20 protein-coding genes and 1 pseudogene are annotated in these 20,014 nt (G+C 65.9%); 4 read left to right on the top strand and 17 right to left on the bottom strand.

The window, feature by feature from the left end; translation table 11 throughout:
* Positions 1–4 precede the first annotated feature (4 nt).
* On the bottom strand, positions 5–910 hold the full coding sequence (gene purU / locus NMQ03_RS18690) for a formyltetrahydrofolate deformylase (RefSeq protein WP_255173436.1): 906 nt from the start codon (positions 908–910) through the stop codon (positions 5–7).
* Positions 911–1,029: 119 nt separating this feature from the next.
* On the opposite strand from purU, the gene NMQ03_RS18685 reads away from it, so the two are divergent.
* Positions 1,030–1,710 carry a GntR family transcriptional regulator gene (locus tag NMQ03_RS18685; protein ID WP_255173435.1) on the top strand — a complete coding sequence of 227 codons (681 nt, stop codon included), beginning with the start codon at positions 1,030–1,032 and terminating at the stop codon, positions 1,708–1,710.
* Between the two features lie 129 nt (positions 1,711–1,839).
* Positions 1,840–2,121, top strand: a complete 282-nt coding sequence (locus NMQ03_RS18680) for a hypothetical protein (RefSeq protein WP_255173434.1) — start codon at positions 1,840–1,842, stop codon at positions 2,119–2,121.
* 92 nt (positions 2,122–2,213) lie between these two features.
* Here the strand turns inward: NMQ03_RS18680 and NMQ03_RS18675 are convergent, their stop codons facing one another.
* The 8 genes and pseudogenes from NMQ03_RS18675 to NMQ03_RS18640 form a co-directional block, all read right to left on the bottom strand.
* On the bottom strand, positions 2,214–4,148 hold the full coding sequence (locus NMQ03_RS18675) for a BCCT family transporter (RefSeq protein ID WP_255173433.1): 1,935 nt from the start codon (positions 4,146–4,148) through the stop codon (positions 2,214–2,216).
* A 340-nt stretch (positions 4,149–4,488) separates the two neighbouring features.
* Positions 4,489–5,298 (bottom strand): IclR family transcriptional regulator, encoded by an 810-nt coding sequence (locus tag NMQ03_RS18670; RefSeq protein WP_224023249.1) that lies wholly within the window; start codon positions 5,296–5,298, stop codon positions 4,489–4,491.
* Positions 5,299–5,380: 82 nt separating this feature from the next.
* Positions 5,381–5,719, bottom strand: coding sequence for a hydroxyisourate hydrolase (uraH, locus tag NMQ03_RS18665; protein WP_255173432.1), 339 nt, complete (start codon positions 5,717–5,719; stop codon positions 5,381–5,383).
* Positions 5,716–6,213 (bottom strand): 2-oxo-4-hydroxy-4-carboxy-5-ureidoimidazoline decarboxylase, encoded by a 498-nt coding sequence (gene uraD / locus NMQ03_RS18660; RefSeq protein ID WP_255173431.1) that lies wholly within the window; start codon positions 6,211–6,213, stop codon positions 5,716–5,718. The genes uraH and uraD overlap by 4 nt, the downstream gene beginning before the upstream one ends.
* A 167-nt stretch (positions 6,214–6,380) precedes the next feature.
* Complete coding sequence (locus NMQ03_RS18655) at positions 6,381–6,806, bottom strand: ATP-binding protein (protein ID WP_255173430.1); 426 nt, start codon at positions 6,804–6,806, stop codon at positions 6,381–6,383.
* The gene (locus NMQ03_RS18650; protein ID WP_255173429.1) at positions 6,799–7,131 is read right to left on the bottom strand and encodes an STAS domain-containing protein; all 333 of its coding nucleotides are present in this window, start codon (positions 7,129–7,131) and stop codon (positions 6,799–6,801) included. Before NMQ03_RS18650 ends, NMQ03_RS18655 begins: the two co-directional genes overlap by 8 nt.
* Positions 7,131–9,084 (bottom strand): annotated as a pseudogene (locus NMQ03_RS18645) (glycosyltransferase). The gene NMQ03_RS18650 and the pseudogene NMQ03_RS18645 overlap by 1 nt, the downstream one beginning before the upstream one ends.
* The gene (locus NMQ03_RS18640; protein WP_255173428.1) at positions 9,081–10,193 is read right to left on the bottom strand and encodes a PP2C family protein-serine/threonine phosphatase; all 1,113 of its coding nucleotides are present in this window, start codon (positions 10,191–10,193) and stop codon (positions 9,081–9,083) included. The pseudogene NMQ03_RS18645 and the gene NMQ03_RS18640 overlap by 4 nt, the downstream one beginning before the upstream one ends.
* Before the next feature lie 246 nt (positions 10,194–10,439).
* Here NMQ03_RS18640 and NMQ03_RS18635 point away from each other — a divergent pair, with 246 nt between their 5' ends.
* Complete coding sequence (locus NMQ03_RS18635) at positions 10,440–10,721, top strand: hypothetical protein (RefSeq protein WP_224023239.1); 282 nt, start codon at positions 10,440–10,442, stop codon at positions 10,719–10,721.
* A 173-nt stretch (positions 10,722–10,894) separates the two neighbouring features.
* Here NMQ03_RS18635 and NMQ03_RS18630 read toward each other — a convergent pair whose 3' ends face one another.
* Both NMQ03_RS18630 and NMQ03_RS18625 read right to left on the bottom strand, forming a co-directional pair.
* Positions 10,895–11,467: a GNAT family N-acetyltransferase gene (locus tag NMQ03_RS18630; protein ID WP_255173427.1), complete on the bottom strand. Its 573-nt coding sequence runs from the start codon at positions 11,465–11,467 to the stop codon at positions 10,895–10,897.
* Positions 11,468–11,476: 9 nt separating this feature from the next.
* Positions 11,477–11,869, bottom strand: coding sequence for a hypothetical protein (locus NMQ03_RS18625; protein ID WP_255173426.1), 393 nt, complete (start codon positions 11,867–11,869; stop codon positions 11,477–11,479).
* Positions 11,870–11,964: 95 nt separating this feature from the next.
* Between NMQ03_RS18625 and NMQ03_RS18620 the strand changes: the two genes are divergently transcribed.
* Complete coding sequence (locus NMQ03_RS18620; RefSeq protein WP_255173425.1) at positions 11,965–13,353, top strand: MFS transporter; 1,389 nt, start codon at positions 11,965–11,967, stop codon at positions 13,351–13,353.
* 65 nt (positions 13,354–13,418) lie between these two features.
* On the opposite strand, the gene bcp is transcribed toward NMQ03_RS18620, so the two are convergent.
* The 6 genes from bcp to NMQ03_RS18590 all read right to left on the bottom strand — a co-directional run bounded on the left by bcp (position 13,419) and on the right by NMQ03_RS18590 (position 19,989).
* Positions 13,419–13,898, bottom strand: coding sequence for a thioredoxin-dependent thiol peroxidase (gene bcp, locus NMQ03_RS18615; RefSeq protein WP_255173424.1), 480 nt, complete (start codon positions 13,896–13,898; stop codon positions 13,419–13,421).
* Positions 13,899–13,979: 81 nt separating this feature from the next.
* A complete protein-coding gene (locus NMQ03_RS18610; protein ID WP_255173423.1) occupies positions 13,980–14,660 on the bottom strand; it encodes a winged helix-turn-helix domain-containing protein in 681 nt (226 codons plus the stop codon).
* Positions 14,661–14,669: 9 nt separating this feature from the next.
* A complete protein-coding gene (allB, locus tag NMQ03_RS18605) occupies positions 14,670–16,013 on the bottom strand; it encodes an allantoinase AllB (RefSeq protein WP_255173422.1) in 1,344 nt (447 codons plus the stop codon).
* Positions 16,006–17,199 (bottom strand): glycerate kinase, encoded by a 1,194-nt coding sequence (locus NMQ03_RS18600; protein WP_255173421.1) that lies wholly within the window; start codon positions 17,197–17,199, stop codon positions 16,006–16,008. The genes allB and NMQ03_RS18600 overlap by 8 nt, the downstream gene beginning before the upstream one ends.
* A gap of 2 nt (positions 17,200–17,201) precedes the next feature.
* On the bottom strand, positions 17,202–18,992 hold the full coding sequence (gcl, locus tag NMQ03_RS18595; RefSeq protein ID WP_255173420.1) for a glyoxylate carboligase: 1,791 nt from the start codon (positions 18,990–18,992) through the stop codon (positions 17,202–17,204).
* 118 nt (positions 18,993–19,110) lie between these two features.
* Positions 19,111–19,989, bottom strand: a complete 879-nt coding sequence (locus NMQ03_RS18590) for a 2-hydroxy-3-oxopropionate reductase (protein ID WP_255173419.1) — start codon at positions 19,987–19,989, stop codon at positions 19,111–19,113.
* Positions 19,990–20,014 lie beyond the last annotated feature (25 nt).

The raw sequence follows: 20,014 nt of genomic DNA, 5'->3' as shown, positions 1-20,014 counted from the left end.
GTGCTTACCGGAACACCACGGTGCTGGTCTGGTCCTTCAGCACCCTGTGCTGGCAGTGCCAGCGGACGGCGCGGGAGAGGGCCAGCGCCTCGGCGTCCTGGCCCACGGTGGACAGTTGCGCCGGGCCATAGGTGTGGTCCACGCGGATGACTTCCTGCTCGATGATCGGGCCCTCGTCCAGGTCTGCCGTGACGTAGTGGGCGGTGGCGCCCACCAGCTTGACGCCGCGGTCGTAGGCCTGGTGGTAGGGGCGGGCGCCCTTGAACCCGGGAAGGAAGGAGTGGTGGATGTTGATGGCCCGTCCTTCCAGTGCCCGGCAAAGGTCGTCCGAGAGCACCTGCATGTAGCGGGCCAGAACCACGAGGTCGGCCTCGTACTCATCCACCAGTTCCAGCAGCCGGCGCTCCGCATCGGCCTTGGTGTCCGGGGTGACGGGGACGTAGATGAAGGGGAGCCCGGCGGCTTCCGCCATCGCACGGTGGGTCTCGTGGTTGGAAACGACTGCCACCAGTTCGCCGCCCAGGCTGCCGCCGCGCCACCGGAAGATGAGGTCGTTCAGGCAGTGGCCGAACTTGGACACCATGACCAGGACGCGCTTGGGGGTCTGGTCGTGGAAGCTGAACTTCATGTCGAACCGGCTGGCGATGCCCGCGAACTCTTCCTCGAGCATGGCAGGCGTGTAGTTGGGGGAGCCGGAGAACGCGGTGCGCAGGTGGAGTGTCTCGCGCAGGCTGTCGTCGAACTGCTGGTGCTCGTCGATATTGAAGCCGCGCTCGAACAGGAACGTGGTGACGGCCTGCACAATTCCTGCCTGCTCCTTGCAGGACAGGGTCAGGACGAACTTCTGCGGTTGCTCTTCCTTGAGCGCCGGCAGGGTGGTGGTTGCGGGGACTGCTTCGATGAGGGTCATACCCTGCTCCTTCTAGATATATTCAAAAGCGACGAACTGATATATTAGATTGGGTGCCAGCGTATACTGGTCCACAGGCGAGGTCAATAGTTTTTCTGGTTGGGAAGAAGGGGCTCAGCATGGCATTCGAAGCTTTAGCGGTGGCGGACATCGTGGGGAAGAAGTCCCTGGCTGACGTTGCCTACGAAAGCATCCGCGACTGGTTGCTGACCCTTGAAATCAAACCCGGAGAGCTGCTGAATGACGAGCTCTTGGCCAAGAATCTGGGTGTGGGCCGGACTCCGGTGCGCGAAGCCCTGAAGCGGCTGGAGCTGGACCGGTTGGTGAAGACCTACCCGCGCCGGGGCACCTTTGCTACCAGGGTGGACGTGACCGACCTTTCCTTCATTTCGGAGATCCGCGCCCAGCTCGAGCCCCTCGCGGCGGCCCGTGCCGCACGGGTGGCTTCCCCCGCGGTCCGGGACGAGCTGCGTGCCACGCTCGAAAAGGTTGAGGCGTTCGATGTGTCCTCGGCGACGGTGACCGAGACGCTGCAGCTGGATGCCCGGGTGCACCAGGGCATTTACGCCGCCGCCGCCAACCCGCACCTGGAAGACATCCTGATCCGCTATGACAACCTGGCAACGCGCATCTGGTGCATGGTCATCGACCGGCTTCCGGACCTGTCCCACCACGTTCGTGAACACCTTGATCTGCTCCGCGCCGTCATCGACGGGGATGAGGAGCGGGCTGCGGAGCTTGCCCGCGTCCACGTGAGCGGATTCGAAAGTGCGGTTCGGGAGGCGCTTTTCAAGGCCTAGTGCCTTGCGCCCCCGGGCGCCTGTTGACACGGAGTGTGACGTGGACCATACACTGGATCCAGATTGATATATCAATCAAATATCAGCGATGGATTCGAGCGGCGACGGCGCCGGCGATCGGAGTAACCAGTGAATTCCCAAGCAACCCTTGAAGCCCCCCGTGATGCCACCGACCTTAACCGCGAACAAGATGGCCAGGGCGGCGGCGCGTCGAAAAAGGTTCTCGGCCTCCGGGCCGACTGGGCGCGCCTGACCGGCCGCAGCGTAGAAGTGTGGCTGCATGGGGAGCACGTGGCCAGCGGGGTGGTGGACCAGGCCTCGGAGGACGGCTCAGTGCTCTGGATAGCCGCCGAGGGCATCAGCACCCGGCGCATCTTCGATAAGTCATCCGGCTACCAAATCTGGGTTTAGCCCCCGGCGCTGGGAGCTGGAGCTCTCAACGCAGGCAATAACCATGGAGCCCCGGCGCTTCCCGCGCCGGGGCTCCATCCGTTCCACACTGCTTACCGCATGGCTGCCTTTTCCGGCTCCGGCTCTTCCACGTCCGGACCCGTGCCGGTGCAGTTTGTGCCTTGGGCGCATCCTTCGGCACATTCATGCTTGGTCACAAGCTCAAACTGGACACCGCGGTGCTGCTCGACGCCGGTCCGGATAGCCCGTTCCACCACGGAGTCCGCCAGCCGGCGGCGCAGGGAGAGGGGGTCCCTGCGCAGGTCCTTGGTGATGGCGAAACAGAGCAACAGCATGACGATGACGAAGGGCAAGGCCGCGACGATGGTGATCCGCTGCAGGCCTGACAACGCTTCGGAGGGCTGGTCACCGCCCGCCAACAGCATGACGGCGGCCACGGCACCGGTGAGGGCACCCCAGAAAATTACCAGCGCACGCTTGGGGTCGGAACTGCCGTTGGAGCTCAGCGACGCCATGATCAGGGAGGCGGAGTCGGCGCCGGTGATGAAGAAGATTGCCACCAGGACCATGGCCAGGACGATCACGGCCGCAATCATCCACGGGGGCAGGGGGAGGTTCTTCACAAGGTTGAACAGGGCGCCGTCAAAATCGATGGTTGCTTTGCCGTCAGTGACGGTCATCAGGCCAGGCGTGCCGGCTTTGTCCGCTTCCTGCTGGATATGGAAGGCGGCGCCGCCGAAGATGCCGAACCAGATGACACTGACAATGCTGGGGACCAGCAGTACGCCGGTGACGAACTGCCGGATGGTCCGGCCCCGGCTGATCCGGGCGATGAACATGCCAACGAACGGCGTCCAGGAAATCCACCAGGCCCAGTAGAAGATGGTCCAGCCGGACATCCAGGTCCGGAGTGCCTCGTCGCCTACGGCCTCAGTACGGGAGGACATTTCGGCCAGATCGCGCAAGTAGTCGCCGACCGCCGAGGGAATGAGGTTAAGGATGAAAAGAGTGGGGCCCGCCACGAACACGATGAGGGCGAGGACCACCGCAAGGACCATGTTGACGTTGGACAGCCACTGTATTCCGCGGCTGATGCCGGACACGGCGGACGCGATGAAGCACGCTGTCAGGATCGCCACGATGCCCACGAGCACAGGTGTTCCGATCTCGCCTGTCCAGCCGTTGGAGGTGAAGCCGCTGCCGATCTGCAGGGCGCCGAGGCCCAGTGAGGCGGCGGTGCCGAACAGGGTGGCGAAGATGGCCAGGATGTTGATGACCTTGCCCACCGGCCCCTCTACGGTCCTGATGCCGAACAGGGAGGTGAAGGCGGCGGAAATCAGTTGCCTGCGGCCCAGCCGGTAGGTGCCGTAGGCCATGGCAATGCCCACCACGGCGTACATGGCCCACGGGTGCAGGGTCCAGTGGAAGATCGAGGTGGCCATGGCCGTCTGGATGGCTGCGGGGGTCCGGCCGTCAACGGTTCCGGGCGGGGGAGAGACGAAGTGGTACAGCGGCTCGGCCACCCCATAGAACATCAGGCCGATGCCCATTCCGGCGGCGAACATCATGGCGATCCATGACACCGTGCGGAACTCGGGTTTCTCGCCGTCCTTGCCCAGCGGAATATTGCCGAACTTGCCCAGGGCCAGCCAGAGGACGAAGACGACGAACAGGGAGGCGAGGACCATGAAGAGCCAGCCCGTGTACTCCATGACCCGGTCGAGGGCGTCCTTGGAAGTGGTGGCCAGGCCGTCCTTGTCGAGGAATCCCCATGCCACGAACGCCAGTGCGATGGCGCCGGTGATGCCGAACGTCGCCTTGTCCAGCGTCAGCTTTCGGTTGCGGCGCTGGGAGACGGCCTGTTCCCTGTTGCTCTGCCGCAGTTCCTCCAGGATCTGCTCATGTTCGTTGACTGTGGGAAGGGCCGTTGCCGCTTCCTCCTGATAGGTGTCCAGCGGCTCGGGGGGAGTGTCCCCTGAAGGCGGCACTTTTGGCTTGGCGGAGCTCAGGTCACTGTTAATGGCCATGAAAGCGGGTCCTTTGGCTAGTCCATGGGCTTGCGTTTAGTGCTGGCTGTGGGCAGCGCAATCCGCGGAGGGATTGCCGCCTGGCCGGTCGCCAGCGGGGTCAGGGCCTTAAGCCCCATGGGGGAGGTGTTCCGCAAAGATCAACAGAGTTCGCGCTAAGCAACAAGAGTGCTGTACGTCACTTTCAAAGTCAAGGGCACCAGGCGCGGCGAAACGGGATTCTTCAGGCGGGCGGAGAGGGGCTTACCGCCGTTAAGAAGAGGGGCTCGTCGCCGTTAAAAGGGCAATGACCCCAGGTCCCAACGGATCCGGGGTCATTGACGTGTTGACTCTGGGGCTTTCAGTGCCGTGTGTAACCCATGTTGGCGCTGACTTTGAGTCCTGCGTCCTTGAGGGTTTCCAGCAGGCCCGGGATCTTCTCCGGGTCGAACCGGAATGCCGGCCCGGAAATGCTGAGGGCCCCGATCACGACGCCTTGGTGGTTGTAGACGGGCACTGCCACGGCATTCAGGCCGATCTCGAACTCCTCCCGCACCACTGCGTACCCCTTGGCCACTACCTCAAGCAGCTGTGCGTCCAGCTCCTTGCGGGAGGTAATGGTGCGGGCGGTGCGGGCAGTCAGGCCCGTCTCCTTCAGGATTCGGTCCCGGTCGTCCGCCTCCAACGCCGCCAGGAGGACCTTGCCGCTGGAGGTGGCGTGCAGCGGGGTCAGGCTTCCCACCCAGTCGTAGGTGGCCAGGGTGGAGGGGCCCATCGCCTGGTCCACGTTCACGGCGTAGTTGGAGCGCAGGACAGCCAGGTTGACGGTTTCCTTGAACTCTTCCGCCAGGCTCTCCAGGACTGGCCTTGCCTCGCGGACCAGGCTCAGGCGGCCCGGAATGGAGCTGGCCAGGCGAAGGATCCCGAAACCGAGCTGGTACTTGCCGCGTTCACTGTTTTGATGGACCATCTCACGGGTGACCAGCGAGCCCATCAGCCGGGACACGGTGGACTTGTGGATCCCCATTTCCTCGGCTATTTCGCTCACGCCCGCATGTCCCTCCCGTGCCAGGATCTCCAGGACGGTCAGGGCCCGCTCCACGGACTGCACGCCGCCGGACTGTCCGCCTTCCGCATCGGTATCGGATTCAGTTTCCTTATTCGAAGCCATACTTCCTGATCCTATGCCGGTTAATGTGACGGCCGTGACATTGCGGCAGGCCAGCCGGGCCGCGGAAGCCCGTGCGGGCCCGCTAGCTGCCGCGGTAGGTGGAGTACGCGAACGGGCTCAGGAGCAGGGGCACGTGGTAGTGCTCGGGGCCGGTGACTTCGAAGACCAGGTCCACTTCCGGGAAGAACGTCCGCGTCTGCAAGCCCGCGTAGTAGGCGCCCGTGGCGAAGTTCAATTTGTAGTGGCCGGGTTCCAGCTGCTCCGGCCCCAAGTCCTTGGCCCGGCCATCAGCGTCGGTGCTGGAGGTCGCCAGCTCACGCCAGGTGCCGGCGTCGTTCTTCGAAAGGACGACGGCGACACCCGCCGCCGGGCGCCCGGCGCCGGTGTCAAGGATGTGGGTGGTCACATGGGAAACACTCATTCGCTGATCACTCCTTCGAGCCGCAGTACGGCGATTTCGCGCAACTGCTGGGCCACGATGCTGTCTTCTTCTTCGGGAGAGTTGGTGAGCCGCTGGTCCAGCGCTGCCAGGATGTCCTGCGCGCTGCGTCCGGCCGCCCGGATCAGGAAGACGCGGCCGAACTTCTCCTCGTATTCCCGGTTCCCGCGTGCCAGGGAGTCGGCGACAGCAGTATCCGCCGGGTCCACCCCGGCCTGCTCGGAACGGGACATGGACGCCTCGGTGCTGGCCGCCGTCGGGCGTTCCCCGATCCTGGGGTGGTGGGCCATGGCGGCTTCCACCTCGGCCGGGGTGAAGGGGCTGGCGGCCTCGGTGGCAAACGCCAGGAGCTCGTCGCGGTCCGCGTAGGGCCGGGCTCCGGCCACCGCCTCCACCCAGCGGCTGACGTCGATGCAGGGCCGGAGGATGGCTTGGGCGGCGGCGGCATCCGCGCTGTTGAATTCGGCAAGCTTCATGCTGGTCGCAATCCTTGGGGTCATGCTGGCATCCATGGTGACGGCTATGCGGATGCCGGATAGTCCGGCGCCTACCCTCGGGCAAGGCTTCCGCATCATGGAACTGTTATTTCAGCATACGTAATATTCAAGAGCAGGTGCGGTGCACTGTCAAGCCGTTGGGAGCCCTAGTCCTGTGATGACGTCCGTGACAGGACCCAAGTGTTGGTGCCGTCCTGGCGTTCGAAGGTCACCGTGGTCACCAGTGCCTCGATCAGTGCCAGGCCGCGGCCGGACTCTGCGTCCTCGCCCGGGACGGCCGGCTCCATGGGGCCGAACGGCGGCTTTGCATGGTAGGCGCTGACCCGTGCCTGCAGCATGACCGGCTGCACGGTGGTCTCCACACCCAGTTCCACCTCCCGGTCCCCGGCGGGCTGGGCGTGCTGGACGATGTTGGACGCGGACTCGATGACCGCCGTCGTGAACGTCATCTGGTCCATGTCATTGACGAACGGAACGTCGAGCCAAAGGCTGTCGAGGTCGTTGTGGACCGCCTCGATGGCGTCCTCGGCAGCGGGTCCCCGGAAGCTGCGCGAAGCCAGGACCTCAGTCATTGCTGAACGCCTCCTGGGCCGTGGGGTAGGCGGTGAGGACCTTGTCCATGCTGGTCAGCTTCAGGACCATGTTCACCTGCGGCTGCACGGCAGCGATCCGCAGGTCCCCGCCGGCCTGCCGGGCAGCCTTCAGGCAACCGATCAGCGCGCCGAGGCCCGAGGAGTCCATGAACGCGGTGTTTTCCAGGTTGACCACGATCCGGTTGGACCCACCCGCGATCACGTCCGTCACGAACTCGCGCAGCTTGGGCGCGGAGACCATGTTCAGCCGCCCGTCCGCCTTAACCTCCGCGTACGAGTCTTTGACCTCATAACTGAACTCCATCAGGATTCCTCTCTGTTTGCAGGTTCTGCGGCCGGTTCGTACCCCTTGTAGAGGACGGCGCGGACCAGGATGCTCATGACCACCAGGTCAAAGACCACCCAGACGACGTTGACCAGGGTGCCCAGCGGTTCCGCCAGGCCGGTTACCAGACGGGCAATTCCGACGACGGCGGCCAGCGCCAGCAGGATGGACACCACGATCTGGGGCCGGATGAGGCTCCAGCTGGGTCCGCCGCTTTGGCGTGCCTTGGGGGTGACGGCAAACCCAAGGGGACGGCCGAACCAGACGTTGCGGGCCGCCGTCGTGCATGCCTTGATCCAGGTGGGGAACAGCGCAAGGCTGTACTGCTGCCCGCGCCACGTGGGGATGCCACGTCCGGCCACTGCGAACAGCAGCTGGTTGACCACCATGAACGGAATGAACCGGATGAAGAAGTCCCAGCTGAGGCTGCTGACCGGCAGGATGCCCAGCAGCAGGTAAATGATGGGCGCCGCGAAGTAGATGACCGCCGCGAAGCCGCTGAGGTACGTCCACATCGTGGCGAAATACATCAGCCGCTGGCCGAGCTTGAGGCCCTTCTGCACCAGGGGGTTCTCGCGGAGCAGCACCTGGATGGTGCCCTGCGCCCAGCGGAGCCGCTGCGTCAGCATGGTGGCTATGTCCTCAGGCGCCAGGCCGTACGCCAGGATCTCGTGGTGGTAGACGCTTTCCCAGCCCATGGCGTGCATGCGCATGGCGGTGGCCATATCCTCGGTGACGGAGATGGTGGCCAGGGGCATGACGGGCTGGGCTTCGTTGCTGCGTTCCACGGTCAGCGCATCCAGCACGGCCTGGACGGATTCCAGGGCACCCAGGGGCGACCAGTCACGGGCGGACATGCGCTGGACTGCGTCGTCCGCCACTACCGGGACGCCGGACTCGCCCACGTGGGCCAGTTCCATGGCGGCAATTTCCTCAAGGTCCGCCTGCAGGGCTGCGACGTCGGCCTGGACCAGGGTCTGGACCGCGGCGTCCACGCGGCGGCGGACCCGGTAGGTGACCTCGCTGAGGGGCCGCGTCCACTTCCTCCTGGGCTTCGCGGGTGGCGGCCTCCACCTCGTCCAGGACCTCCGCCACCAGGGGTGACTCCACGTCCGCCGACTTCCGGGCCTGCTTGATGGCTGCCCGGGAGGCGGCCAGCGCACGGCGGATGCTCTTTTCGGTCTCCTTGACGTAGCCCACCAGGCCCAGCTGCATCAGGGCCTCCCGGCGCAGGATGGCGTTGGAGCCACAGAAGAAGGCGGCGTTCCAGCCGTCCTTGCCCTGCTGAATGGGGCCGTAGAACAGCGGTGCCTGGCTGCCCAGCGGGTCGCTGTCAGGAACGTTGCTGAAGTACTGGGGTGTCTGGACCAGGGCCACGCGGCGGTTGTTGAAGTAGCCCAGGGTCTTTTCCAGGATGTCCGGCTCGGGGATCTGGTCCGCGTCCAGGATCAGCAGGAACTCGCCGTGGGTGACCATGAGGGCATTGTTGAGATTGCCCGCCTTCGCGTGCCGGGGGAGGTCCTTGGTCCAGTCCTCGCTCCGGGTGACGTAGCCCAGGCCGTGCTGTTCGCACAGCGCCTTGAGTTCCGGCCGTGCGCCGTCGTCCAGGATCCAGGTGCTGTGCGGGTGCCGGATCTTCTGGGCCGCCAGCGCCGTGGTGAGGACCATGTCCAGGTCCTCGTTGTACGTGGTGATGAAGACGTCCACCGTGGCGTCGTGCGGCGGCTGCGGCGCACCCTTGCGGATCTTCAGCTTCCACACCGTCATGCCGAAGAGCATGACGTCGATGAGGCTGTAGGTTTCAGCCACCACCAGGGGGAGGGCGATCCACCAGGCATCCCAGTTGAGGGACGCCGCCCAGCGCCAGGCGATGTAGTTCAGGCCGGTCAGGACAGTGAGTACCACCACCACGCGGGTCCAGAAGCGGGTCACGCGGCCATCTCCTCGGGAAGCCGGCGGACCACGACCACCGTGACGTCGTCCTCGGCGGTCTCTGCGGGGGCGAGGGCCAGGATGGAGTTGGTCGCTTCCTGCGCCGAGGCTGCCGCCTGCGTAGCCTGCTGCACGGCGTCGGTGAAGTCCTCCACCGATTCAAAGACGTCCAGGACTCCGTCGCTGACCACCACCAGGGAATCGCCCTCGGCCAGTTCCAGCTCTGCCTTCGGCCACTGGGTCCCCGGCCAGGCGCCCACCGGTGGCCCGCCCGAGGGGAGGCGGTCCGCGGGGCCCACGGGCTGGACGTGCAGCGCAAGGCCGTGTCCGGCGTCGACATAGCTGACCTTGCCGGACGCTGCGTCCAGCCGGGCGTGGAACAGGGTGACGAAGGAGTTGGAGGAGTCCAGGTCCGCAGCGATCGCCTTGCTGGCTGAGGCGAACCCGGCGTCGAGGTCCTGGCGCAGGCCGGTGGAGCGCATGACGGCACGGACGGTGGCTGCGATCAGTGCCGCGCCCATGCCCTTGCCCATGGCGTCGGCGAAGGTCAGGTGGAGCCCGCCAGGGGTCTGGTACCAGTCATAGAAGTCGCCGCCCACGCTGCGGGAGGGCCGGAAGAGGCCTGCCACGTCGTAGCCGTCCACCCGGATGTCCTCCTTGGGGAGGAGGCTTTGCTGCACCTCGGTGGCGCGTTCCAGCTCGCCCCGGGCAGCGGATTCAGCGGCGGCGGAGGGCCGGCGGCGGAACAGCGCATTGATCCGGGACTGCAGCTCGCGGGGGCTGAACGGCTTGCTGATGTATTCGTCGGCGCCGTTGTCCAGGCCCGTCAGCTTGTCCAGTTCGTCTGCCCGCGCGGTGAGCATCACGATGAAGGCGTCCGAGAAGTCCCTCAACAGCTTGCAGACCTCGAGTCCGTCGAGATCCGGGAGATTGAGGTCCAGCGTCACCAGGTCCGGCTTGCGGCGGCGGACCTCCTCCACACCCGGCAGGCCGGCTCCCGCCTGGGTGACGTCGAAGCCCTGCTTGACCAGGACACGGACCAGCAGTCCGCGGATGTCCGGGTCATCTTCGATGACAACCGCACGGCGGGATTCGGAGGGAGAGACCATAGCTCTACTTCTACCGTATTAAGGCGCACAGGGCATGTCTTAGGCTTCACAGGTTCCGGTGGCGTCGCTGACAGGTCCGGATGCATTGATCCGCACCCAGCAGATCTTGCGGAAATCTTGGTGCCTGCTTGCCGGGACGTTGAGGAACGCCGGTCACACTCGAAGAACGGCAGCAGCCTTCCAGGCAGCAGGGTGGGACGACGATCCGCGCGGGGGCTGTACGGCTTGCGGAAGGCGGGGAAGCCAATGGAATACGTCAAAAAGAGCGGGATGGACAAAGCCAGGGCGCTGCTGCGCGTCCTCTTCCACTCCCGGAAAGTGCGGGCCGCTGCCCGGGAACTTGAGCATGCGCTCGCCGAATCACGGGAAGTATCCAGTTGGCCGGGGGACCGGCTGCAGGTGGGGGAGGACATGTCCCGCCAGGTGGAAAGGCTCACCCACCGGCTCAAGCTGGAGACCGAGGCGCACCACAGGCTTGAGGCCCTTTTAAAGACTGCGGGCGGAGGGCATTCCGTAGCGGCCCTGTAGGTGCCACACTTAGCAGCAATCGATTGGCTGGGGGATAGTCAGGAGATTGCTGTGAGTTTGTTGCTGGGCTGGTCGTACCTGATGGCGGGACTCATGACCATGGACGCGCTGCTGCTTGCGTTGTGGGCCATGGAAGTCGACTGGGGCAAGTACTGGCGCCGGAAGTAGAGCTGTCATGCCAGCTCCAGCCTCATCAGCACCCGGGGAAAGCCGTTGAGCACCGAGGTTGTGTCTGCCGCCTTGGTGAAGCCTGCATCCTCGAACAGCCTGCGGGTTCCCACATAAGCCATGGTGAGGTCCACCTTGTGGCCGCCGTTGTCCACGGGATAGCCCTCCACCACGGGAGCCCCATAATCGCGGGCCAGGGCGACGGCGACGGCCAGCAGATGGTGCGAGATTCCCCTGCCCCGGTGGCCGGGACGGACGCGCAAGCACCAGACAGACCAGGCGTCCCGGTCATCCACGTGCGGGATTCTGCGGTTCCGGGCAAAACTGGTGTCCGCACGCGGGTGCACCGCTGCCCACCCGACCGGTTCGCCGCCGTCGTACGCCACCACGCCTGGCGGCGGATCCTGCGCCACCAACTGCCTGACCAGCTCCCCGCGCTCTTCGCCCCGCAATGACACGTTCTGCTTCGAGGGAATCCGGTAGCTCAGGCACCAGCAGACGGTGGCGTCGGGCCGTTTGGGCCCGACGAGTATTTTGACGTCCTCGAAGCTGGTTGCCGGGCGCACCTCAATGGCCATGGTGCGATCCTAGTCGCCGGGAATCCGGCCAATGCTCCAGGCGGCGACCCTGCGCAGGTCAACCCGGGTGGCCTGCAGCGGAACCCTGGTTCCCCCTGAGAGCAGCACCGGCGCCAGGAAGTGGAGGTACCGTGGCTGGGCTTCCGTGCCGGCCTCGCCAGACGGGGACCCATAGGCGTCGAGAACTCCGGCGATGGCCCAGCTCCCGATCCGGACCTGGTCATTTTGCCGCTGCGTCCACGCGTGCTCCGACACAACCGATCCGGAGATCACGGCTCCATCAACCACCACGGTGAGCTCCACTGTTGCGTCATCGCCTGCCTCAAAGATCGAGGCCAGCAGCAGCGCCAAGCGGGGGTCCGTCCCGGCTGCAGGTATTTCCTTGTCCGTTTCGCTGTCCATAACCATCCCTTCCTCATCCCGCGGAGCTGAGTGTCTCCCCATCAGCCCAGTTTCCACCCTGTTGGCTCCTGGTGCCCCTCACTACACTGGGACGCATGACCCAGCAGGAACCGGGCAGTGCTGCCGCGGATCCGGATACCCTTGCCGCCTCCCTGCGAACGCCGGCTGAGCGCTCCCGCACCTTCGCCGGAATCCTGGTCAACACGGCACTGGCCAACATCACCACCAGCTACCTGTGGTTCGCGCTGACGTTCTGGCTGTACCTGGAGACGCGCAACGTCATCGCCACGGGCGTGGTGGGTGGCGCTTACATGCTGTTGATTGCGCTGTCCAGCATCAGCTTCGGCACGTTCGTGGACCGTTACCGCAAGCTCGCAGTGATGCGCTTCGCCGCCGGATTCACCCTGGTGATGTTCGTGCTGTCCGGGGTGATGTTCCTGCTCACGCCTGCCCCATCCCTGCTGGACCTGGGGCAGCCATGGTTCTGGATTTTTACCCTGATCATCCTGGTCGGCGCCGTGGTGGAGAACCTGCGGAACATCGCCCTATCCACCACAGTGACCATCCTCATCGAACCGGAACGGCGGGCGAATGCCAACGGGCTGGTGGGGATGGTGCAGGGCCTGATGTTCATCGTCACCTCCCTGCTGTCCGGACTGTCCGTCGGGTTGCTGGGCATGGGCTGGACCATCGCCGTCGCACTGGTGCTCACGGCGCTGGCTGCGGCACACCTGCTGACCCTCCGGATGCCCGAGGAGCTGCGTGCGGCGGCATCGGACGCCCACGGTGGATTCGATCTCCGGGGCTCGTTTACGGCAGTGCTGGCTATATCGGGCCTGTTCGCGCTGATCCTGTTTTCAACGTTCAACAACTTCATCGGCGGTGTCTACATGGCGCTGATGGACCCGTACGGGCTGGAAATGTTTTCGGTGGAGATGTGGGGTGCGGTCTTTGCGGTTGGTTCCACGGGATTCATCCTTGGCGGTGCCGTGATCGGTAAGTTCGGGCTTGGCGCCAACCCCTTGCGCACCCTCCTGATCGCAGTGGCGGCCATGGGCGTACTCGGCGCGGTCTTTACGCTGCGGGAGTGGGCGTGGCTCTACATCCTGGGGATCTGGCTGTACCTGGTGCTGGTCCCGTTCGTGGAAGCGGCAGAACAAACCGTGATCCAACGGGTGGTGCCGCTGGAACGGCAGGGGCGTGTCTTCGGGTTCGCCATGGCCTTTGAGTCCGCCGCGGCCCCCGTCACGGCGTTCCTCGTCGCGCCCATCGCCCAGTTCTGGATCATCCCGTATGCGCGGTCCGCGGACGGCGCCGCGTTCCTGGCACCGCTGCTGGGTGAGGGCACCTCGCGCGGCATCGCCTTGGTGTTCCTGGTGGCCGGGATCATCATGATCGTGGCGGCACTGCTGGCCTTCCTGACCCCGGTCTACCGCCGGGTGTCGGCGTCCTATGCGCAGGTGGCGGCAGAAACTGCGCATTAAACACCGGACGCCCCGGCACCAGGTGCCGGGGCGTCCGCGGAAATGCTTTAGGAAGTGATGGGTTCTTAGAGTCCCAGGGCTTCCTTGAGGCGGGCGACGTGGCCGTCGGCCTGTACCTGGTACTGGGCCAGGGTGACGTTTCCTTCAGGGTCCACCACAACCGTGGAGCGGACGATGCCTTCGTGGATTTCGCCGTGGACCAGCTTTTCGCCCCAGGCGCCGTAGGCCAGAGCAACGGCGTGGTCGGGGTCGGAGAGGAGGGGGAAGGTGAGGGAGAAGTCGCCGCTGAAGCCGGACAGGGCTTCCTGGGCGTCGGGGGAGATGCCCACTACCTCATAGCCCTTGCCCTGCAGGGAGGCCAGGCTGTCGCGGAAGTCGCAGGCCTCGGTGGTGCAACCGGGGGTTGCGGCCTTCGGGTAGAAGTAGACAATGACGTTCTTGCCACGGTATTCGGCCAGAGAGGTCTCGCGGCCCTGGGCGTCCCGGAGGGTGAAATCAGGAGCCGGGGTGCCGGGCTGAAGCTTGGTGGTCAGGGTGGGGCTCATGGCGTTCCTTTGTAAGACTCGGTCAGTGATGGCCAAACATCAAGTGAAGCGGGTCACCGCTTACTGATACAAACCAGCGCGTCATATGCAGTATTCCGCCGGACCCCGAACGGCTGCGTGCGGGCCCGGCACAAACTGGTAGCCGCCGCCGCGGACAGTGGCCACGGCATGGCGGGCATTGCCCAGCTTCTTGCGGATCCTGCCCACGTAGACGTCGATGGAACGTGCGGTGGCACCGGGAAAATCCAGCGATTCCAGGAATTCCTGCAGTTCTTCGCGGCCTACCGTGCGGGACAGGTGCGTCACCAGGTAGCGCAGCACCTTGTATTCGACGCCGGTCAGCGCCACCGGCCTCCCGTCCAGCAGGACGGAGTCGGCGGCGAGGTCCACGGCGACCCTGCTCACGGGGCCGGCCGACGGCGGCAGGCGGGTGCCGCCGTCGGCCGCGGTTGCGCGGGGGTTCTCCGCCGTGGAAGGAACGCGAGAGGAGTCGGCTGCGGCTCCTTCCGCATTGGCGGAGACCCCGGACGTGGGGGCTCCGGCGGCAGGCCAATGGACTTCCGCCTCCGGAGCAGTTTCGAGGGCCCTGGCAAGGACCATTTGGGCGGCGTGGCGCAGGATATCCGGGCTGGTCCCTTCGGCCGGGACCACCCAGACGGCCAGCCCGTGGGCGGTGGCGCGCCTGGGCGGAACCCCGTGCGGAACGCCGTGCGGAACCGGATGCGGGACCGCCGTCCGCGGATGGTGGGCTTCCACTGCCATGGCGGGCCCTTATACGCCGCCGCGGCGGATCAGCTTGCCCGTGGGGGTCTGGCCGTCCACTACGGCGCCGCGGAGGAAGGTCTTGCGGACCACGCCGGACAGGGCCTTGCCGTCGTATGGCGTGATGGGGTTCTTGTGCTTGAGCTTGGACACGTCCACCACGAACGCCTCGTCCGGGGCGAACACGGCGAAGTCGGCGTCGTAGCCCAAAGCCAGTTGCCCCTTGTTGGTGAGCCGGGCCAGGCTGGCAGGCTTCTCCGCCATCCAGGACACCACCTGCTCCAGCGGGATCCCGCGGTGCCGGGCCTCGCTCCAGATCAGGGACAGTCCCAGCTGCAGCGAGGAAACTCCGCCCCAGGCCACGGCGAAGTCGCCGTTCTCCAGGTCCTTGAGATCCAGGGTGGACGGAGAGTGGTCCGAGACGATGCAGTCGATGGTGCCGTCCTGCAGGCCCTGCCACAGCAGCTCGCGGTTGGAGGCTTCCCGGATGGGCGGGCAGCACTTGTAGGCAGTGGCGCCGTCGGGGATTTCCTCCGCCATCAGCGTCAGGTAGTGGGGGCACGTCTCCACGGTGAGCTTGACGCCGTCGCGCTTTGCGCTGGCGATCATGGGCAGGGCGTCCGACGACGACAGGTGCAGGATGTGCGCACGGGCGCCGGTCCAGCGGGCGCGTTCGATGACCTCGGCGATGGCCTTATTCTCGGCACCGCGGGGGCGGGAGGCCAGGAAGGTCTCGTAGTGGTCGCCGCCGGGGTGGGGTGCACGGTCGATGGCGTGCGAGTCCTCGGCATGGACGATCATGAGCGAGTCGAAGGACTTCAGCTCGGCCATGTCCTCTTCCATCTCGTCCGCGTCCAGGTGCGGGAACTCGTCCACGCCGGAGTGCAGGAGGAAGCACTTGAAACCGAAAACCCCTTCGTCATGCAGGGGACGGAGGTCCGCCTTGTTGCCGGGGATGGCGCCGCCCCAGAACCCGACGTCGATGAACGCCTGGTCCTCGGCCACCTCGCGCTTGAGCTTGAGGTTTTCCACGGTGGTGGTGGGCGGGACGGAGTTCAGCGGCATGTCGATGATGGTGGTCACGCCGCCGGCCGCAGCTGCGCGGGTGGCGGAGGCGAAGCCTTCCCATTCGGTGCGGCCGGGCTCGTTGACGTGGACGTGGGTGTCCACCAGGCCGGGCAGCAGGGTTTCGTCGTCGGCCAGTTCGATGACCTCAGTGCCCGCCAGACCGTTGCCCAGCGGCTCAATGGCCACGATCTTCCCGTTGCGCACGCCCACCTCACGCGGGGCGATGCCTGCGGTGGTCAGGATGCGACGGCCCCGGATGACGAGGTCAAAACGTTCTTCAGACACGGAGGTCCTCCTTGGTACTTGCGGCGGCGGTCCTGTCGGCCGCCAACCCCGCACTGATCTGGGTGCCCAGCTGCTCCAGCAGCGGTCCTGCCTCTGCTATGCACCTGTTTACATCGGTTTCGAGCGCCGTCAAAGCGTAGACATCCTCGAACCCGGCAGCCGTTGCCTGGTCCTGGTCCAGGGTGGTCCGGCCGCAGACGGCGATGACCGGGACCCCCTGCGCCGCCGCGGCGCGGGCAACGCCCATCGGTGTCTTGCCCAGCAGGCTTTGTTCGTCCAGGCTGCCTTCGCCGGTGATCACCAGGTCGGCGCCCGCCAGGCGGTCCGCCAGCCCGGTGAATTCCAGGACGACGTCGATGCCTGGCCGCCGTGTTGCGGCCAGGACCGCGATGGCGGCGTAGCCCACGCCGCCGGCTGCTCCGGCTCCGGGAGCCTCGGCAGCCTTGACGGCGCGGAATCCGATTTCCCTGGCCAGGACTTCGACAAACCTGGCCAGGGCGGCGTCGAGCATGCCGACGTCTTGTGGTGCGGCGCCCTTTTGCGGACCAAACACCGCCGCGGCGCCCTGGGCGCCGAGCAGCGGGTTGTCCACGTCGGATGCCAGCACAAAGCGGGTGTCCACCAGGCGGGGCTCGAAATCGGTGAAGTCGATGCTGTGCAGGTTGGCCAGCGTAGCCCCGCCCGGGGGAAGTTCGTTGTTCCTGTTGTCCAGGAACCTGGCGCCGAGCCCCTGCAGGAGCCCTGCGCCGCCGTCGGTATTGGCACTGCCGCCCACGCCCAGCATGATCCGCCGGCAACCGGCGTCCAGCGCAGCCCGGATGAGCTGGCCCGTGCCCAGGCTGCTGGCCGTGGCAGCAGACGTTGAGTCCGGGCGGCCGCCATTCCGGACGCTTGGCACCAGGGCCAGCCCGGACGCCGTCGCCATTTCGATGACGGCCTCGTGCCCGCGGACCGCGAAGTCCGCTTCCACTGGCTGTCCGGTTGGCCCGGCGACCGTTGCCGTGCGGCGGGTGAAACCGGAGCCGACGGCGGCATCGAGGGTGCCCTCGCCGCCGTCGGCCACCGGAATCCGGACCACGTCAAGGTTGCCGCCGGCCCCGCGCTGCAGGCCCTTTTCCAGATGGCTGCACACCTCCGGGGCTGACAGCGATCCCTTGAACTTGTCCGGGGCGATCACGATGCGCATGGTTAGGCCTGCAGTGCCAGGATGGCGGTGGGAGCGTCGGCGGCGGATTCCGCCAGTTCCTCGAACTCGTTCACGGCGTTGATTTCCACGCCCATGGAGATGTTGGTGACCTTCTCCAGGATCACTTCCACCACCACGGGAACCTGGAACTCACCCATGAGGGCCTTGGCCTTGTCGAATGCGGCGGCGAGGTCGCTGGGGTCCTCCACGCGGACGGCCTTGCAGCCCAGGCCCTCGGCCACCTTCAGGTGGTCCACGCCGTAGCCGCGGGTGTCCTCGGACAGGTGCGAGCTGTTGATGTTCTCGAACGCCAGGGACACGTTCTGTTCCATGTTGAAGCCGCGCTGGGACTGGCGGATCAGGCCCAGGTAGGAGTTGTTCACCACCACGTGGATGTACGGCAGGTTGAACTGTGCGCCCACGGCCAGTTCCTCGATCATGAACTGGAAGTCGTAGTCGCCGGAGAGGGCCACCACGGTCTGGTCCGGGTTGGAACGGGCGACGCCGAGGGCTGCCGGGGCGGTCCAGCCCAGGGGGCCTGCCTGGCCGGCGTTGATCCACTTGCGCGGGCCGAAGACGTGCAGCATCTGCGCGCCGGCAATCTGGGACAGGCCGATGGTGGACACGTAGGTGGTGTCGCGGCCGAAGGACTTGTTCATCTCCTCGTACACGCGCTGCGGCTTGATGGGGATGTTCTCGAAGTGCGTCTTGCGGTGCAGGGAGGCTTTGCGGTCCTGGCATTCGGCAACCCAGGCGCTGTAGTCCGGCAGGGACCCGGCCGCCTTGCGCTCCTTGGCGAGCTCAACGAGCCCTGCCAGCGCCGCGCCGGCGTCGGACGCGATGCCCAGGTCCGGCGAGAACACGCGGCCGATCTGCGTGGGCTCGATGTCGATGTGCACGAATTTCCGGCCGGCGGTGTAGGTTTCCAGGCCGCCGGTGTGGCGGTTGGCCCAGCGGTTGCCGATGCCGATCACGAAGTCGCTCTGCAGGTAGTTCTCGTTGCCGTAACGGTGGGAGGTCTGCAGGCCCACCATGCCGGCCATCAGCTGGTGGTCGTCCGGGATGGTGCCCCAGCCCATCAGAGTGGGGATGACCGGAACGTTCAGGGTCTCGGCCAGTTCCACCAGTTCCGCGGAGGCGCCGGCGTTGATGATGCCGCCGACGGCCACGATCAGCGGGTGCTTGGCGGCGAGCAGCATGTCCAGGGCCTTTTCCAGCTGCTTGCGGGAGGCCTTGGGCTTCTCAACGGGGAGGGGCTCGTAGGTGTCGATGTCGAATTCGATTTCCGCCAACTGCACGTCGATGGGCAGGTCCAGCAGCACCGGACCGGGGCGGCCGGAGCGCATCAGCTGGAAGGCCTTCTGGAAGGCACCGGGAACCTGGCCGGGCTCCAGGATGGTCATGGCCATCTTGGTGACGGGCTTGGCGATGGACTCGATGTCCACGGCCTGGAAGTCTTCCTTGTGCAGCTTGGCCACCGGGGCCTGGCCGGTGATGCAGAGCATGGGGATGGAGTCTGCCCAGGCTGCGTAGAGGCCGGTGACCATGTCGGTGCCGGCGGGGCCGGAGGTGCCGATGCAGATGCCGATGTTGCCGTCCTTGGCGCGCGAGAAACCGTCGGCCATGTGGCTGGCGCCCTCAACGTGGCGTGCCAGCGTGTGCCGGATGCCGCCGTGGGCGCGCATTGCGGAATAGAAGGGGTTGATGGCGGCGCCTGGCAGGCCGAACGCCTCGATGGCGCCTTCCTTTTCCAGGATGGCCACCGCTGCATCAACGGTACGCATCTTGCTCATGGGGTGCTCCTTGAAAGCTTGAAAGTCTGTTTTTGGGTGTGGTGGGGGAACCGCCGTCGTTTCGTGTACGACGGCGGGTTCCCTGCTGGTGTTTCCTCGGCGCCTTTGGCGCGGGTGCTTATTTCCTGCCGGAGAGCTGCAGGACCTGCTTGAAGAGTCCGGAGTGGTCCAGTGCGCCGTCACCCTGGTTGACGGTGGCGGCGACGAGCTGGGCGGCCATGGCACCGAGCGGGATGGCGACGTTGGCTTCGCGGGCGGCGGCGGTGACGATGCCCAGGTCCTTGTGGTGCAGGGCCAGGCGGAAGCCGGGGTCGAAGTTGCGGTCCAGCATCTTCTGGCCCTTCTGGTCCAGGACCTTGGAACCGGCCAGGCCGCCGCCGAGGACCTTGAGGGCGGCGTCGGTGTCCACGCCGTAGGCCTCAAGGAACGCAATGGCTTCACCGAGGACTTCAATGTTGACGGCAACGATCAGCTGGTTGGCCGCTTTGACGGTTTGGCCGGAGCCGGAGGGCCCCACGTGAACGATGGTCTTGCCGACGGCGTTCAGGACGTCCTGCGCGTCGTCGAAGTCTGCCTTGTCACCGCCCACCATGATGGACAGGACGGCGTCGATGGCGCCCTGTTCGCCGCCGGAGACCGGGGCGTCGAGGGGGCGGATGCCGGCTTCGCGGGCTTCGTCGGACAGGCGCTTGGCGACGTCGGGGCGGATGCTGGAGGCGTCGATCCACAGCGTGCCCTGCCTGGCGTTGGCGAAGACGCCATCCTTGCCGCTGACCACGCCCTCGACATCGGGGGAGTCCGGCACCATGGTGATGACGACGTCGGCTTCCTTGACGGCGTCGGCGATGCTGGTGGCGCCCTTGCCGCCCTCGGAGACGAGTTTGTCGATCTTGTCCTGGCTGCGGTTGAAGCCGGTGACGGCGTGACCGGCCTTGACCAGGTTGATGGCCATGGGCAGGCCCATGATTCCGAGTCCGATGACTGCAACGTTGCTCATGATGGTTCTCTTTCTGGAAAGTCTG

Origin of the sequence: Arthrobacter sp. DNA4, assembly GCF_024362385.1 — a bacterium.
GTDB lineage: Bacteria > Actinomycetota > Actinomycetes > Actinomycetales > Micrococcaceae > Arthrobacter.
The sequence above is the reverse complement of the archived record's forward strand: the minus strand, read 5'-3'. Positions and strand labels throughout refer to the sequence as shown.